Source organism: Cobetia sp. 3AK (assembly GCF_029846335.1).
GTDB lineage: Bacteria > Pseudomonadota > Gammaproteobacteria > Pseudomonadales > Halomonadaceae > Cobetia > Cobetia marina.
Genome location: NZ_JARWKR010000014.1, coordinates 1 through 14,797, shown reverse-complemented (window position 1 = coordinate 14,797; position 14,797 = coordinate 1). Strand labels below are relative to the sequence as shown.

Genomic DNA, 14,797 nt, shown 5'->3' with positions numbered 1-14,797 from the left:
TTCAGGCTGCCTTCTGATGCCGATCGACGATGACGCGCACCGCGGCGAGAATCTCGCTGACCTGAAGTCCCGAGAACAACGGCAGACACAGGATACGGCTGGCGATGTCTCTGGAATGCACGATCTCGGGCTGCTGGAAGTCCGCGTCCTGCAGGTCTGCCGCCGGTCGCCCCAGAAATGCCAGTGACTCCAGCGACGGACAGAAATAGCGCCGCGGCTGGTAGCCTTCCCGCTCCAGACGCTGCATCACCTCCAGCAGGACACTTTCGCTTTCCAGAATGATCGGGAAATAGGCGTAGTTGAGGCTGACGCCCGGCTGACGTGCCTGAAGCTGCACGTTGCCCTGAAACGCCTGGGCATAGGCATGCCAGACCAGCGCGCGGCTCTCGAGGTTGCCCTCGATCTCGTCGAGCACGCACAGCCCCATGGCGGCCTGGAACTCGTTCATCTTGGCATTGATGCCCAGCTCCTCGATGCACTCGGGGCCAGTGATGCCGAAGTTGATCATCTTGCGGGCACGCTCCAGGTCTTCCTTGCGCTTGAAGATGATCGCGCCGCCCTCGATGCTGTGGAACAGCTTGGTGGCATGGAAGCTCAGGGTGCTGGCATCCCCGTACGACAGCAGGCTGTTGCCACGGTAGGTCGCGCCGAAGGCATGGGCGCCGTCATAGATGACCTTGAGGTCGTGCTCTTCCCCCAGCGCATCGATGGCTTCCACGTCACAGGCGTTGCCGAACACGTGCACCGGCACGATGGCGCGGGTACGCGGCGTGATGGCTGCCTCGACCTGTGCGGGGTCCAGGCACAGGGTGGCAGGATCAATGTCCGCGAAGACCGGCTGCATCCCTTCCCACTTCAGACTGCTGGCCGTGGCGATGAAGGTGAAGGGAGTCGTGATGACCTCGGCGGGTTCGCGCTGCCCGACCACGTTGTTGATCCCCAGCGCGCGATAGGCCACCTGCAGTGCCAGGGTGCCATTGCTGACCAGCAGCAGATGCTTGACGCCCAGATAGGTCTCCAGGCGCCGGGTCAGCTCCTGCTCCAGCGGGCCATGATTGGTCAACCAGCGGCTCTGGAAGATGGCATCCACATAACGATCGAAATTCTTCCGCTCGGGAAAATAGGGGCGCGTCACCGTGATCATGATCTCGACTCCTTTCGTGCATCAGACAATGGGTGGTAGCTCATGGGCCCCTGTCAGGTCGCGAGTGCCAGGGGTAACCGGAGGAAGGAGGGTCGGCTAGCGCGACCCGTTCCCGCTGATCACGATCCGGATGGTGCGAATCACCACCAGCAGATCCAGCCAGAAGGAAAAGTGCTTGATGTAGAAGAAGTCGTATTCAAGCTTGCGGATCATGCCCTCGACTTCCGCGGCATAGCCCTGCTCGACCTGCGCCCAGCCGGTGATGCCCGGGCGTACCACATGGCGGTAATGGAAGAACGGCACATCCTTGCGATACCAGTCCGCCAGATTCATCGATTCCGGACGCGGCCCGATCAGGCTCATGTCACCCTTGAGCACGTTGAACAGCTGCGGGAGTTCATCGAGACGGCACTTGCGGATGAAGCGCCCGACCCGGGTGATGCGCGGGTCACTGCCTTCCTGGGTGAAGCCGGCCCCCTTCATGCCGTCATACATGCTGCGAAACTTGTAGACGGTGAAGGGACGGCAATGAAAGCCCATGCGTGGCTGACGGAAGACCACGGGGCCCGGGCTGTCCAGTCGGATGGCCAGCGCGGTCAGCAGCATCACCGGTGCCAGCAGCGGCAGCAGCACCAGCGCCACGCTGAAGTCCATCCAGCGCTTGATGACCTCGTAATCCTCACGCGGCATCAGCGAGCCGAATTCATTGGCATAGAGGTGATCGAGCAGCACGCGGCCGGTGATCATCTCGTGGGCCTGGGTGGCGTGATAGACGGGAATGCGGTGGATGGTGCAGTCAGCGAGGAAGCTCTCCCACTCACGGGGCATCTCGGCACGCAGGTCTGCCACCACGCCATCGATGCGCCGCATGCCCACGAGGTCCGGCCCCTTGAGCGTCAGCCACTCGACCTCGCGACGCTGACACAGCGCCGGCGCCTTGCCGAACGGCACCACGGCAAAGCGCATGCGCCGGACATGGGTGTCGATGTAGTAGTAGGCCGTGCACAGGCTCACGGCGAGCAGGAAGGACAGGCCGACCTGATGGCGCGAGTAGTCGAGATCGAAGACCCCCAGCGCCAGCATCAGCATCAGATAGCAGATGACGATGGTGGGTACCACGTAGAGGTAGGAGCGGGTCCCCGGCAGGCGCGACAGGCGATTGACGGCGGTGATGGACAGCGTATAGGCCACCCCCGTGCCGATCATGGCGTGCCATTGGGCATCGCTGGTCAGCCACCAGCCGTGGTCACCGGGTACCAGCTCGTTGAGCCCCGCCTGGTAGAGTGCCGGCGCGATCACCACCACCAGCATGCCGAAGACCAGCTGCAGGCGTTTGCTGGCGATCAAGCGCTCGTAATGATGCGAGTAACGACGCTGGTGCTCCATCGATAAGGGTAAACCGCTCATCGTGCCATCTCCTCCGTGATTCAAGCGTCATGAGAGCCGTGCCGCGACACGGCATCAGGTATAGCTGTAGTTGTAATACCCGTAGTGCTGCTTATCCCCGGCCTGCTGCTCGATGGCATTCAAGATCGCGCCCTTGACGTGGATGCCGTTGTTCTCGAGCTTCTTGCGAGCATGTTCCAGCTCACGCACCTGGTTCATGCCGAAACGCGCCACCATCAGGCTCGCGCCGACATGGCGCCCGATGATCAGCGCCTCGGTGACGGCGAGTACCGGCGGGGTATCGATGATGATCAGGTCATAGCGCTCTCCCAGCTGCTCCAGCAACTGGGCAAAGTTTTCCTGCATCAGGAGCTCGGACGGATTCGGTGGCGCCACCCCACGGCCCAGGAAGTCCAGGTTGTCGATGCGCGTGTGATAGATGACCTCTTCCAGAGGACTTGCGCCGCTGAGGACATCCGAGAGGCCGCCCTGCTCGGAGGTGCGCTGGAAGGCGTGGTGAAGATGTCCGCGCCGCATGTCGGCATCGATCAGCAGCACGCGCTGGCCGGCCTCGGCGCTCACCGCGGCCAGGTTGAGGCTCACGAAGCTCTTGCCGATGCCCGGACTCGGGCCGGTGAACATCACCGACTTGCGCTGATTGTCCAGCAGCGCGAAGTGCAGGCTGGTGCGCAGGCTGCGCAGCGCCTCGATGCTGATGTCGGAAGGCTGCGAGGTCGCCAGTACGCCCTGATAGATCTCGCGCCCGGACTTCTCGCCCTTGAGGCGCACGCGACGCATCATGCCCTGCTGCAGCGGCGAGAGCGGGATGGTGGCGTAGACCGGCAGGTCCAGGGACTCGATCTGTTCGGCGCTGTCGATGCCCTTGCGCATGGAATGCCGCAGCAGGATGCCCAGCACGCCCAGCAGGAAACCGGCCATCGCGAAGACCACCATCATCAGCGAGGTTCTCGGCGAGATGGGGCCAGGCTGCAGGACGGCGGGATCCAGAATCCGCACGTTGCCGACCGTACCGGCCTTCTTGAGGCGCACTTCTTCGCGCTTGTTGAGCAGCGCGACGTAGATTTCCTGGCTGACATTGACGTTGCGGTTCAGATTGAGCGCTTCGCGCTGCGCCGCCGGCAGCTGTTCCGCCTGCTTCTGGACCCGCGCCTTTTCCTGATTGAGGGAGTCACGACGCGCCACCAGTGCCCGATAGGCCGGGTGCTCATGGGTGTAGGCACGCGACAGCTCCGCCAGTCGCAGCTTGATCTCGGTCAGCTGGTTGTCCAGCCCCACCAGGTTCTCCATCACCTGCTGGCTCTCGGCGGTCAGGTCCACGGAATCGCGGCGGCGGCGATAGTCGTTGAGGGCGGATTCCGCCTCATCGAGCTGGCCGCGCAGCGTCGGGATCTGGTCACCCAAAAAGCCCAGCTGGTTGTCGGCCTCGGCGGATTCGCGCTCGATGTTCTGCTGCAGGAAGACGTCGGTGATGGTGTCCAGGGTGCTGACGATGGCCTGCTGGTCGCTGCCGGACAGACTCAGGGTCACCACGCCGGTATCGCTGCCGTTGCGCTCGGCGGTGAAACGCGACTTGATGGAGTTGATGGCACTGAGGTCCGAGATGCTGGTCAGCGCGAAGCGCGCCCCGGGGCTGGCCTCCATGCGCTGGACGAAGACCTTGATGTCACCGGACAGCGCATTCTCGCCCACCGTGCCATGCATCAGCAGGTTGCCCTCGGCGTCCAGCAGGCGATAGTGCTGCTCATCGACCACTTCCAGGGTCAGCGTCTGTCCCTGCCACTGGCCGCCAAGCTCCAGCGTGGTGACCTTCAGGACGTCATCCCCCCAGGCATATTCATTGCCGCCGAGACTCTCCGGCAGACGCATTCCGCGATGGGACAGCCAGTCGCCGATGACGGGGTAGCGCACCGGTGTGACGACGATGTTGAGACGCTCACGCGCCACGGCCTGCCCGAGCACCAGCCGCGAGGCCAGGATCTCCAGCTCGTCACTGGTACTGCCCTCCTCGGGGCCTCCGGACTGACCCGTCAGCGTGCCCAGCAGGCTGGCGCTGCCGCCCTTGTCCTCGATCTGGATCAGCGAGTCAGCCAGATAGATGCGCTGCTGGCTGCCGACCACATAGATGCCGATCAGCGTCAACAGCACGGTGCTGGCGATCAACCACCAGCGACGATGCCAGAGCAGTGCCAGCAGGGTGCTGAAGTCCAGGCGACGCGTCGCGTCCCGGCCAGCGTCACCGGAAGATGGCGGCATGGGAGAAGTGAACTGATTCATGGACCTCAATCTCCCTCGATGTCGTCGATGACCGAGACGAAGGCCCCGGTACTGGTGACCGACGGCAGCAACTGACTCAGCACGCGGTTCCAACGGCTGACCGGCGCCGCGGTGACATAGACCACATCCCTGGGCTGCAGCGGGAAGCGTGCCCCCAGCATCAGCGAGGTGGCATCGGAGATATCGAGCACATAGACGGTGGCGAGCTTGTCAGCGTCCGGGCCGTTCTCCCGGACCACGAAGACACCGGAGGGGTCGGCACGGTCCTCATCCACGCCACCGGCGCGTGACAGGGCATCGGTCAGACTCAGACGCTCGTTGCCCACCGGCATGTTGCCGGGCTTGAGGACCTGCCCCAGCACGAAGACGTTCTGGTCGGTCGCCACCGGGATATTGATGACGTCGCCATCGTGCAGCAGGCGGTTCTCACGCATGTTGCCCTGCTGCAGCAGCTGATAGAGGCTCAGGTGCTCCTGGTGGCCGTCGCGGGTCAGGGTGATGTCGTGGGTATTGGCGAGTTCGGTGACGCCACCACTGGCACTGATGGCATCGATCAGGGTCAGGGGCACATCGGTGACCGGCACGAAGCCCGGCTCACGGACCGCACCGCTCAGATAGACGCGCTGCGAGCGGAACTGGGCGACGGAGACGTTGACCTGCGGGTCGGTGATGAAGCGTGACAGGCCACGCACCAGCGAGGCGCGCACCTCATCCACGGTCATGTCCTTGACGTTGATGCGCCCGACGTAGGGGTAATACAGCGTGCCATCCGGCTGCACGATGTAGGTCAGCGCTTCCACCGTCTGGCGCTGAACGCCCGTCTCCTGGGCCAGATCCAGCGGCGTGCTCAGATTGATGGCCAGGATGTCACCGCCACCCACGCGGTAGACGTAGCGCTTGATGTCATCCACCAGAGCGTCATCGGCCGGGGCTGTCTGAGCCGGGAGTGCGCGATAACTGCTGATCAAGGCCGGCGTGATCGGGCTGACCGTGACATGGTCCGACAGCGGCGCCGTCTCGACCTCATAGTCCATATGGCCGCCAGGGGCGAAGGCACAGCCTCCCAAGGCGGCCAGCATTATCGCCAGGGAAACTCCCCGTAGCGTCGATCTGGTCGATCTCTTCATAACCTCTGTCATCCCCTGTAAGCCCTGCGCTCTGCTCGATCACATCCTGATCGGCGCATTCATCGTGTATCCGGACACGCTACCGCCCCGAGGAATCGGCTTTCTCCCCTGCAGCACGTGGAAATTCTGTGACGTTCCCTTGCGAGACAGGCGCGAATCATTCCCTGCCTCCGCCAGCGCGCCGTTGAACGAACGGTGACCTGTCAGGATCGACCCAATCCCGACATGTACCGGATCATGAAAATCATCCAACGGCATCAGACCATCCTGATCCATGACACGGCCCGAAGAATCAGCACAACTCATCATGACGACATGAAAGATAATCACGGCATCTTCATCGATGACTCATGACTCTCATGCTCGACATCATCAGTATCGTCATTGAAGGATGACTGATAGCATGATCAGCCATTACAGGAGGGCATCAGAACGAAAATGAGGACTCATTTTCGCCGGTATTTCAGAGATCTCTCGACACTTTCCCGAGTATCAACAACGCATCACGAGAAGGCCTGGGTGAATCGTGAAACGTCAATCTCCGCATTGCATCACCGGATGAGCAAGGGCGAACCCTCTGCATCCGGCATCAGGAGAAGATGACATTCACGTATTCTGGAGTAGTGAGACACAATGAAATACAGCAACTTGCGACCAGTTCGTACCTGCCTGACTTCCTGTCGGCCTTTCCATTCTCTTCTCCCATGCCACGAACTGGCGCCATCGAGACTGACAGCAGCGATCAGAACGTCACAGGGATTTCGTGATGGATTCGGCACTTGACCATCATCAAATCACCCTCTCACCTACGATGAATCGTGAATAATCACGTCTTAATCGGCGTGACATCATCGATATTTCATGAGGTGGCGATCTGCTTGATTTTCAATGTCTGATTACGGACTTGATAATAAATTAATCGACCACAACAGCAAGGCGTAAACTCTCTTTCACGACGATTGTATTGCCGCACTTCACTTTAGACTGCTTTCTCTCATCTCAAGTATTAGTAGAGCGATGACATGAATGAATCGCCAACCGCTGAGAGCCACTCATCCTGATGCCACACCTGACTGACATCCGCATGAACCTCATGACCCAGCACTCCCCATCATCTGGCATGAGACGTCTCATTCAGGTGGCCGCATAGCGCCATTCCCCATTTCCAGGACAAGAAAAAGGGCAACCGATCATCGCATCGATTGCCCACTCTTCTGACTGCCATGTCCAGCACCAGACCTCGCATCTCAAGCCCGCTTTTCAAGCGCACCTTTCAGGTCCGCACCGCAGGCTCATTCTTCAGACCCGCAGGGCCCCATGCGCACTCTTCTCCCATTCGCCACCCTCGCCCTGCGCGTTCAGACCGAGACTTCGGGTGCCGCATCCAGCTCGCCTTGCAGCCGGCTGGTGTAGAGCTCCAGATGCCCGGCCAGCGCCGTGTTGATGTGGTAGCTACCGCCGTGGCGTCGCGCGTTGCGCGCACAGCTGCGTCGCAGCTCCTCGTCAGCCACCAGGCGGGTGAGAGCATCGGCATAGCGCGCCGGCGTCTGCTCATCCACCACCAGCCCGTTGCCGACCCGATGCACGACTTCTGCGCAGCCACCGACGTTAGTGACCAGCACCGGCAGCCCGCTCAGCGTGGCTTCCAGCAGCGAGATCGGCAGTCCTTCCCAGGCAGACGACATCAGGAAGATGTCCGATGAGGCCAGAAGCCCCGCCACATCCGAGATGTTGCCCAGCAAGGTGACCTGATCCTCGAGCCCGGCGTCACGGATCTGCGTGACCAACTCGGCCTTGAGCGGCCCCTCCCCGGCGATGCTGAGCGTGACATTCAACCCCTGTGCCTTGAGGCGGCGGCAGCTCTCGAGCATCAAGGGATACTGCTTGGCTTCGGTGAGACGTCCGATGGCTGCCAGCTTCACCGGGGTATCCAGCGCCGTCATCTGCCAGCCGCTGTGCTTGAGGCGCGCCCCCGAGACGGCATTGTCGATCTGGACCACTGGCCGCCTGACCAGCGGCGCAAGCTTGCGCGTGCAGGCGTGACAGATGCCGACATAGGCGCTGACGCGACGATCGAACAGTCGAAACAGCCAGTTGGGCGCCCCCAGCTCGATACTGTGCACGGTCATGATCACCGCAAGCTTTCGTGGCAGCAGGAAGGCGAACATCAGCGCGTAGTAGAGATGGCAATGCACCACATCCGGGGCGAATCGATTCACTTCCGCGCGCAGCCGCGTGCCGCCCCGCCAGGGACGGCGACGCGTGTCGGCGCCCAGAAACGAATGACTGATGCCCGCCTGACTCAGCTGGGCCAGGAAGTGCCTTTCATAGTCCAGATCTCGCCCGCACTGCTCAGCGGTTTCCAGAAACGTGACATGAACGCTGTGCCCCGCCGCGACCATGGCAAGGCTCAGGTCCTTGACGTAGACCTCGGCACCTCCTGATGCGGGGGTCGAGATGACATGCATGATTCTCACGGCGATAGCCTCCTGCTGTCGTACCTGAAGATTCGTATCCGATAGCGCGAACGCGAGCCCCGAAAGGGGGGCTCGCAAGTCACATGTCTGGTGCCTGATGGAGGTCAGATGACACGCAGCAGTGCCGGGGCTTCCAGTCCCTCCAGCACGGCCTGCCAACTGGCCTCGACGGTACGGCGCGAAAACCGCTCCAGGCCGTAATCGACATTGGCACGCAGGCGCGCAAGCACTTCATCATCACCGAGCACGGCGCCCAACTGCTGACTGAACGCTGCCACATTGCCCTGCTCGATCAGATAGCCATTGATGCCATGCTTGAGGATCTCGCGGGGCCCGGCCGGGCAGGCGAAGCTGATGCAGGGCACGCCACAGCTGAGCGCCTCGACCAGTACCAGCCCGAAGCCTTCGAAGCGTGACGACAGCACGAACAGGTCTGCCGCGGCGTACTCGCGCCGGATGTCGCTGCACTGGCCGGGCATCTGAAGCTGGCGCGTGATGCCAAGCCGCTCCGCCTGCGCCTCCAGCGCCTCGCGTGCATCGCCCTCGCCGACGATGCGCAGCACCCAGCCATCACGCGATTCGGCGGGAATCGCCGCCCAGGCCTCCAGCAGCAGATCAAAGCCCTTCTGGTGCGTCAGACGCCCCACCGCCACCGCCACCTTCGGCGCGACGGTCTCAGAAGGCGCCACTGCGGGCGGCGCGGCGGCGGCGTCCTGCAGCCGGGCCTGACGCTGGAGGATCTCGTGCTCCAGCGGATTGAGGTTGGGCACGACGCTCAGACGCTCGGTGGACTGGGGGAGCAGCTGCTCCCAGTATTCGCGGTCCTCATGGGAAAGCACCACGATACGATCGGCCCGCCTGGCCGCGAGACGCCGCGCGGCATTGCGCCGTGGCACGCCGAGATCCGAGGTGGCATTGAAGTGTTCCCAGCAGAGATAGCGCGTGCGCCGCAGCAGATAGCTGGGCAGCAAGAATGGCAGGAAACCGATGCTCTCGACCACGATCACCACGTCCGGTCGCTTGCGCAGCACCATCCAGAAAAGCCGCAGGAACAGCAGCACGCCGCGCAGCGCCCCCAGATGCTGACGTTTTGGATACAGCGATTCATGCACGATATCCTCGTGCAGGGGATAGGGGCTGTCGGCAGGGCCATGCTCGCTGACCACCTCCACCTGATAGTCACCGCTGGCCGCCAGCATGTTGGCGGTATCGGCGCAGGCACGCTCGGTGCCGCCGGTGCGCGACTGGGCGCCGGTGTAGAACAGGATATGCTTGCGAGTGCTCATGACGCGTATTGGCTCCGCCGAATCAATTGCCGGGACAGGGAAGGACTGAACGCATAGCTCATCAGCAACGCCTTTTCCTTCAACGACAGCTGACGCAATGCCGCCCAGGATGACTGGCGCAGCTGAGACATCACCACCTGCCTCACCTGGTCATCGTCGTGGGTCTTGTTGATGGCCTGGCGCATGATGAAGCTCACACCGACGAAGCGCAGGGCGCGAATCTCCAGCAGTGCCAGGCCGTGGGCGGCCGCGAACTGCTCGCGGTAGCGGGAATCGAACACCTGCCAGCTGCGGTGAAATCGGGCCAGCTCGCGATTGCCGAAGGGCTTGCGAGTCAGAGAACCGTCGCTGCGCTTGTCGAAGCGATACAGCACCTGGGGCAGATAGAGAACGCGTGCCGCCCGACCGAACAGCTCGAGGTTGTAGAGACCATCCTGGGAAACAGGAAGGTCAGGAAAGCTCAGGGCGCAGGCGAGATCGGCACGGATCGCCTTGCCCCAGGGAGCGGAGACGATGCGGTCGTGCATGAAATCGGTGAAGGCCTGCATCTGGGTGCGCTCAAGGGGCTGGCTGCACAGTGGCGTGCTCTCCCGCTCTCCCTGTGGCCCCTGCAGGCAATAACGGAACACCACCACCTGCGGGCAATCGAAGGCCACGATCTGCGCCTTGAGCGTATCCAGGGCGCCGGCCACGAAGGTGTCATCCGCATCGCAGAACAGCACATAGCGGCCACGTGCCAGACTCAGGCCATGGTTGCGGGTCGGCCCGGGCCCGAGATTCTCGGCATTGCGGCGCAGTACCAATGAGGTCGGTGGCCGGGCGGCGTGACTGCGCTCCACCCGCAGAAAGGAATCATCCGAAGAGGCATCATCGATGATGATGTGTTCGTAAGCGGTGTCGTTGGCCGCGAGACTGGCGATGCAGCGCTCGAGCCCGTCACCCGAATTGTGATTCGGCGTCACGATGGTGAAGAAAGGAGATTGTGCTGCGTTGCGTTCCATGCCCGGATATCCATGTGGCGGTGCTTGTCCATCAGGGGCTCACGCTCAGGCCGTGTTCATCACTGCCAGGCATCAAGCAAGGAGGCCAATGAATCTGTCGGCTGGCTTGCCCTGCCAAAGCCCGGCCCAAGCCACCAGCGACATCATGTGGCCGCAAATGGCGACACTTCATGCCCCCTTGTTCACCACAGACTAATAAGCTGCTGATATTCAAACAAGGCGACTTGTCGCCAAAAACCGAATTCATGAGGGTTCATGTCGCAAACTCCTTGCATCTCATGCGTAAGCTAAGCAATTCAAGACCACTAAATTACCTATGCAAGTTTGAGCAGGATGGGCCGAGCTGCTGACACGCTTCATCCGCGAAAGCTCACATGACTCACCCTCGCCGGCTGGCAGCCACGAGACTGTCGCCCTTTTGCGGCTGGCCCGCGCTATCATGGCAGCGCAATGCCTCCACCCTCCCCTCGCGCCGAACGGGGCCACCCAACGGAGTCACCATGACCCTCTGGCAACTCGCTGCCATCCTGTTGAGCCTGGCACTGGCCAGCTACATCCAGACTCTCACCGGCTTTGCCTTCGGGCTCATCGTCATGGGCCTGCTGGCCACTCTCGATGTCCTGCCCATCGAGAGCGCCGCCCTGCTCTGCGCCCTCTTGAGCCTGTTCAACAACTGCATGGCACTGCGGGGTCACTGGCGGGAAATCGATCTGCGCCTCGCGCGGCGACTGCTGGTCACCAGCCTGCCGCTGCTGCCGGTCGGCTATTACCTGGCCACCTGGCTGGGAGAGGAGCGCGCGCCCCTGCTCGGCATGCTGCTGGGATGCGTGATCCTGATCGCCTGCCTGGCGCTGCTGATGCAACCCAAGCCGCGTGAGACGCTGTCTCCCCGTTGGCACTTCCATGCCGCCGGCGGGCTCTCGGGCCTGATGGGCGGGCTGTTCGCCGCCAACGGGCCGCCGCTGGTGGTAATGCTCTACCGCCAGCCGATGACGCTGGTGGCGATCCGCTGCACCCTGTTCGCTGTCTTTCTGGTCGGGGGCGCCATGCGCATGGGACTCTCGATCATCTCTCCCGGACGCGCCGGCGAGCACCTGAGTGAGCTGCTGATGATCGGTGCCGCAGGCGTGTTCGTGGTCATCGCCTTCACGGAGCTCGCACGCCGCTTCCCACCCCCGCTCAGTGACCATCACCTGCGCCAGGTGGCCTACGCCATCCTGCTGGTCTCCAGTGGCAATCTGATCCTCAAGGGGTTGATCTGATGCGCGAGATTCCACCGTCACAGGCCGAGGAAGCGCCAGGAGAGGAAGGCTTCATCGAACTGGCGCCAGGCACACTGGAGGCCATCAAGGCGGCGGGCAGGAAACTCGACGATGACGTCAAGGCGGGGCGTGTCAGCTCAGGCAGTTCACGCTGGATCACGGGGCCGGGGGGAGATCGTTTCTGCATTCGTCATCAGGGCCCCACCCCCGAGCCCCCGGACACCTGCGAGACGAATACCTGCGAGACGGACACCACAGCCGGGCGGCGCAGCTGGTGGCGCCGTCTGTCGTCATGGGTCCTGCCGGACTGAGCTGCATCAAGCAGGCAGCGTCAGGCAACCGCCGGCGGCATGATGCGCGCACACGAAAAAAGGGACTGCCCATGGGCAGTCCCTTTCGTCTTCATGCGGGACACGACTCAGTGCCCGCGCGGGATCACTCTACCGTGACACTCTTGGCGAGATTGCGCGGCTGATCGACATCGGTGCCCTTAAGGACGGCGACGTGATAGGACAGCAGCTGCAGCGGGACTGCATAGACGATCGGCGCGAGGAAGCGACACACCCCCGGCACGGTGACGACGTGCACGCCCTCACCGGCCTTGAGGCTGACTTCCGGGTCGGCGAACACGAACAGCTGGCCGCCACGCGCGCGGACTTCCTGAAGGTTGGACTTCAGCTTCTCCATCAGGTCATCCATCGGCGCGACCGCCACCACTGGCATGTCCTCATCGATCAAGGCCAGCGGGCCGTGCTTGAGCTCACCCGCCGCATAGGCTTCGGCGTGGATATAGGAGATTTCCTTGAGCTTGAGCGCACCCTCCATCGCGATCGGGTACTGGCTGCCGCGCCCGAGGAACAGGGTGTGATGGCGATGCATGAACTTCTCGGCCAACTGGGCGATTTCCCCGTTCAGCCCCAGCGATTGTTCGATGACATGCGGCAGGTCCTTGAGACGCATCAGCAGCTGACGCGTGAGCAGGTCATATTCCTCGTCCTGCGGCTGTCGACGGCTCTGGCGCAGGGCCAGCGTGGTCAGCATCAGCGCCACCAGCTGGGTGGTGAAGGCCTTGGTGGAAGCCACCCCGATCTCCGGCCCGGCATGGGTCAGCAGTGACAGATCCGACTCACGAACCAGCGAGCTTCCCGCCACGTTGCAGATGGCCAGACTCGCCAGGTAATGCCCTGCCTGCGGCCCCTCGCGGTTGAGCTTCTGGATATCCCGCAGGGCCGCCAGCGTGTCGGCGGTCTCGCCGGACTGCGACAGGGTGATGAACAGCGTACCCGGGGCCGCGACACGCTCGCGGTAACGGAACTCCGAGGCCACCTCGACCTGCGCCGGAATGCCGGCGACCTCTTCCAGCCAGTAACGCGCCACCATGCCGGCGTGATAGCTGGTCCCGCAGGCGATGATCTGCACCTGACGCACATCGGCCAGCAGCTGCGTCAGTCGCTCGACATCGACGACTTCCCTGCCCTTCTCGGCGCCGTCATCCGCGGCCAGGAAGGAATGGCGCGAGACCTCGAAGGCCTCCAGGCGTACGCCCTGCGGGTCGAGACGCTCGGCCAGGGTACGCGACAGCACGGTGGGCTGCTCCATGATCTCCTTCATCATGAAGTGGCGATACTCACCCTTGCCCGCCGCTTCGACGCTGTGCTCATAGCGCACCACTTCGCGGGTCACCGGCGTGAGCTCATCCTGCTCGGCGCCGCGTTCCAGCACCTGGATGCCGCTCGGGCTGATGGCCACCATGTCGCCCTCATCCAGATAGATGAAGCGGTCGGTGACCGGCAGCAGTGCCAGCGGGTCAGAAGCGATGAAGTGCTCCTCGATTCCCACACCCACGACCAGCGGGCTGCCCTGACGGGCGCCGACCAGCAGCTCGGGATTCTGCTGTTCCATCACCGCCAGCGCGAAGGCGCCATCCAGACGCGCGGTGACCACATTGACCGCCTCCGGCAGCGCACGGCCAGCGCGCAGTTCGCGGTCGACCAGATGCGCGACCACCTCGGTGTCCGTCTCGGAAGTGAAGTCATAGCCCTCCTGCTCCAGCTCACGGCGCAGCGCCTCGTGGTTCTCGATGATGCCGTTGTGCACCACGGCCACGCGCTCGCTCGAGAGGTGCGGGTGCGCGTTGTGCTGGGCCGGACGCCCGTGGGTGGCCCAGCGGGTATGGGCGACGCCGATGGCACCGGACAGCGGCGCTTCACGCAGCTCGTCCTCCAGCGCGCGGACCTTGCCGACGGCACGCGCACGGCGCAGTTCACCGGCGGGGTCGATCACGGCCACGCCAGCGGAGTCGTAACCCCGGTATTCGAGGCGATGCAGCCCCTCGATGAGAATCTTGCTGATGTCACGCTGAGCCAGGCCGGCAACGATGCCACACATGGAAAGCTCCTTGTCTGCTGCCGCCCCGTGCCAGGCACGGAGCGGTTCGAACGAATGGGGGGCAAGGCGGTGCCCTTGCAGAGGTCACGGACGCGACCGCCTTGCCGAGAGGCTGAGTCAGAGAACTGAGCCACAGAACTGAGCCACAGAACTGAGCCAGAGGGCTGAGTCAAAGACTGAGTCGGGATGCCGCGACGACGGCTTGCAACCGCACGTGTCGCAGGCCGCCGCCTGGGTCAGTCGCGCGTCAGCGCCAGGGTGTCGCCACGGCCGACCGCGTAATACATCAGGCCGGCAGATTTCATGGCGGACGGTTCGAAGAGGTTGCGGCCATCCACCACCACCGGGAAGGCCAGCTGGGTCTTGAGCCAGCCGGCATCCAGCGTGCGGAATTCCTTCCACTCGGTGCAGATCACCAGCGCATCCGCGCC

Annotated in this window: 12 protein-coding genes; 2 read left to right on the top strand and 10 right to left on the bottom strand. The window is 63.1% G+C overall.

Annotation, left to right across the window (positions count from 1 at the left end; all coding sequences use genetic code 11):
• Position 1 precedes the first annotated feature (1 nt).
• From QD228_RS16020 to QD228_RS15985, 8 genes are all read right to left on the bottom strand, one after another.
• On the bottom strand, positions 2-1,144 hold the full coding sequence (locus QD228_RS16020) for a DegT/DnrJ/EryC1/StrS family aminotransferase (RefSeq protein WP_077374068.1): 1,143 nt from the start codon (positions 1,142-1,144) through the stop codon (positions 2-4).
• Positions 1,145-1,240: 96 nt separating this feature from the next.
• Positions 1,241-2,551, bottom strand: coding sequence for an exopolysaccharide biosynthesis polyprenyl glycosylphosphotransferase (locus tag QD228_RS16015; protein WP_240499685.1), 1,311 nt, complete (start codon positions 2,549-2,551; stop codon positions 1,241-1,243).
• A gap of 54 nt (positions 2,552-2,605) precedes the next feature.
• On the bottom strand, positions 2,606-4,825 hold the full coding sequence (locus QD228_RS16010; protein ID WP_084208242.1) for a polysaccharide biosynthesis tyrosine autokinase: 2,220 nt from the start codon (positions 4,823-4,825) through the stop codon (positions 2,606-2,608).
• Positions 4,826-4,830: 5 nt separating this feature from the next.
• Positions 4,831-5,952, bottom strand: a complete 1,122-nt coding sequence (locus QD228_RS16005; protein ID WP_103751396.1) for a polysaccharide export protein — start codon at positions 5,950-5,952, stop codon at positions 4,831-4,833.
• A gap of 39 nt (positions 5,953-5,991) precedes the next feature.
• Positions 5,992-6,282: a hypothetical protein gene (locus tag QD228_RS16000; protein ID WP_139345440.1), complete on the bottom strand. Its 291-nt coding sequence runs from the start codon at positions 6,280-6,282 to the stop codon at positions 5,992-5,994.
• Positions 6,283-7,310: 1,028 nt separating this feature from the next.
• On the bottom strand, positions 7,311-8,420 hold the full coding sequence (locus QD228_RS15995) for a glycosyltransferase family 4 protein (RefSeq protein WP_077374081.1): 1,110 nt from the start codon (positions 8,418-8,420) through the stop codon (positions 7,311-7,313).
• Positions 8,421-8,533: 113 nt separating this feature from the next.
• Positions 8,534-9,715 carry a glycosyltransferase family 4 protein gene (locus tag QD228_RS15990; RefSeq protein ID WP_279876041.1) on the bottom strand — a complete coding sequence of 394 codons (1,182 nt, stop codon included), beginning with the start codon at positions 9,713-9,715 and terminating at the stop codon, positions 8,534-8,536.
• Entirely contained in the window at positions 9,712-10,716 is a 1,005-nt protein-coding gene (locus QD228_RS15985) for a glycosyltransferase family 2 protein (RefSeq protein ID WP_077374088.1), read from the bottom strand. Before QD228_RS15985 ends, QD228_RS15990 begins: the two co-directional genes overlap by 4 nt.
• Positions 10,717-11,216: 500 nt before the next feature.
• Here QD228_RS15985 and QD228_RS15980 point away from each other — a divergent pair, with 500 nt between their 5' ends.
• Together QD228_RS15980 and QD228_RS15975 are read left to right on the top strand one after the other, a co-directional pair.
• Positions 11,217-11,978: a sulfite exporter TauE/SafE family protein gene (locus QD228_RS15980; RefSeq protein WP_167592983.1), complete on the top strand. Its 762-nt coding sequence runs from the start codon at positions 11,217-11,219 to the stop codon at positions 11,976-11,978.
• Positions 11,978-12,289 carry a hypothetical protein gene (locus tag QD228_RS15975; RefSeq protein ID WP_279876040.1) on the top strand — a complete coding sequence of 104 codons (312 nt, stop codon included), beginning with the start codon at positions 11,978-11,980 and terminating at the stop codon, positions 12,287-12,289. The genes QD228_RS15980 and QD228_RS15975 overlap by 1 nt, the downstream gene beginning before the upstream one ends.
• 124 nt (positions 12,290-12,413) lie before the next feature.
• On the opposite strand, the gene glmS is transcribed toward QD228_RS15975, so the two are convergent.
• Positions 12,414-14,366, bottom strand: coding sequence for a glutamine--fructose-6-phosphate transaminase (isomerizing) (gene glmS / locus QD228_RS15970; protein ID WP_279876039.1), 1,953 nt, complete (start codon positions 14,364-14,366; stop codon positions 12,414-12,416).
• 236 nt (positions 14,367-14,602) lie between these two features.
• The coding region (locus QD228_RS15965; RefSeq protein ID WP_279876038.1) for a UDP binding domain-containing protein at positions 14,603-14,797 on the bottom strand (195 nt) is incomplete at its 5' end.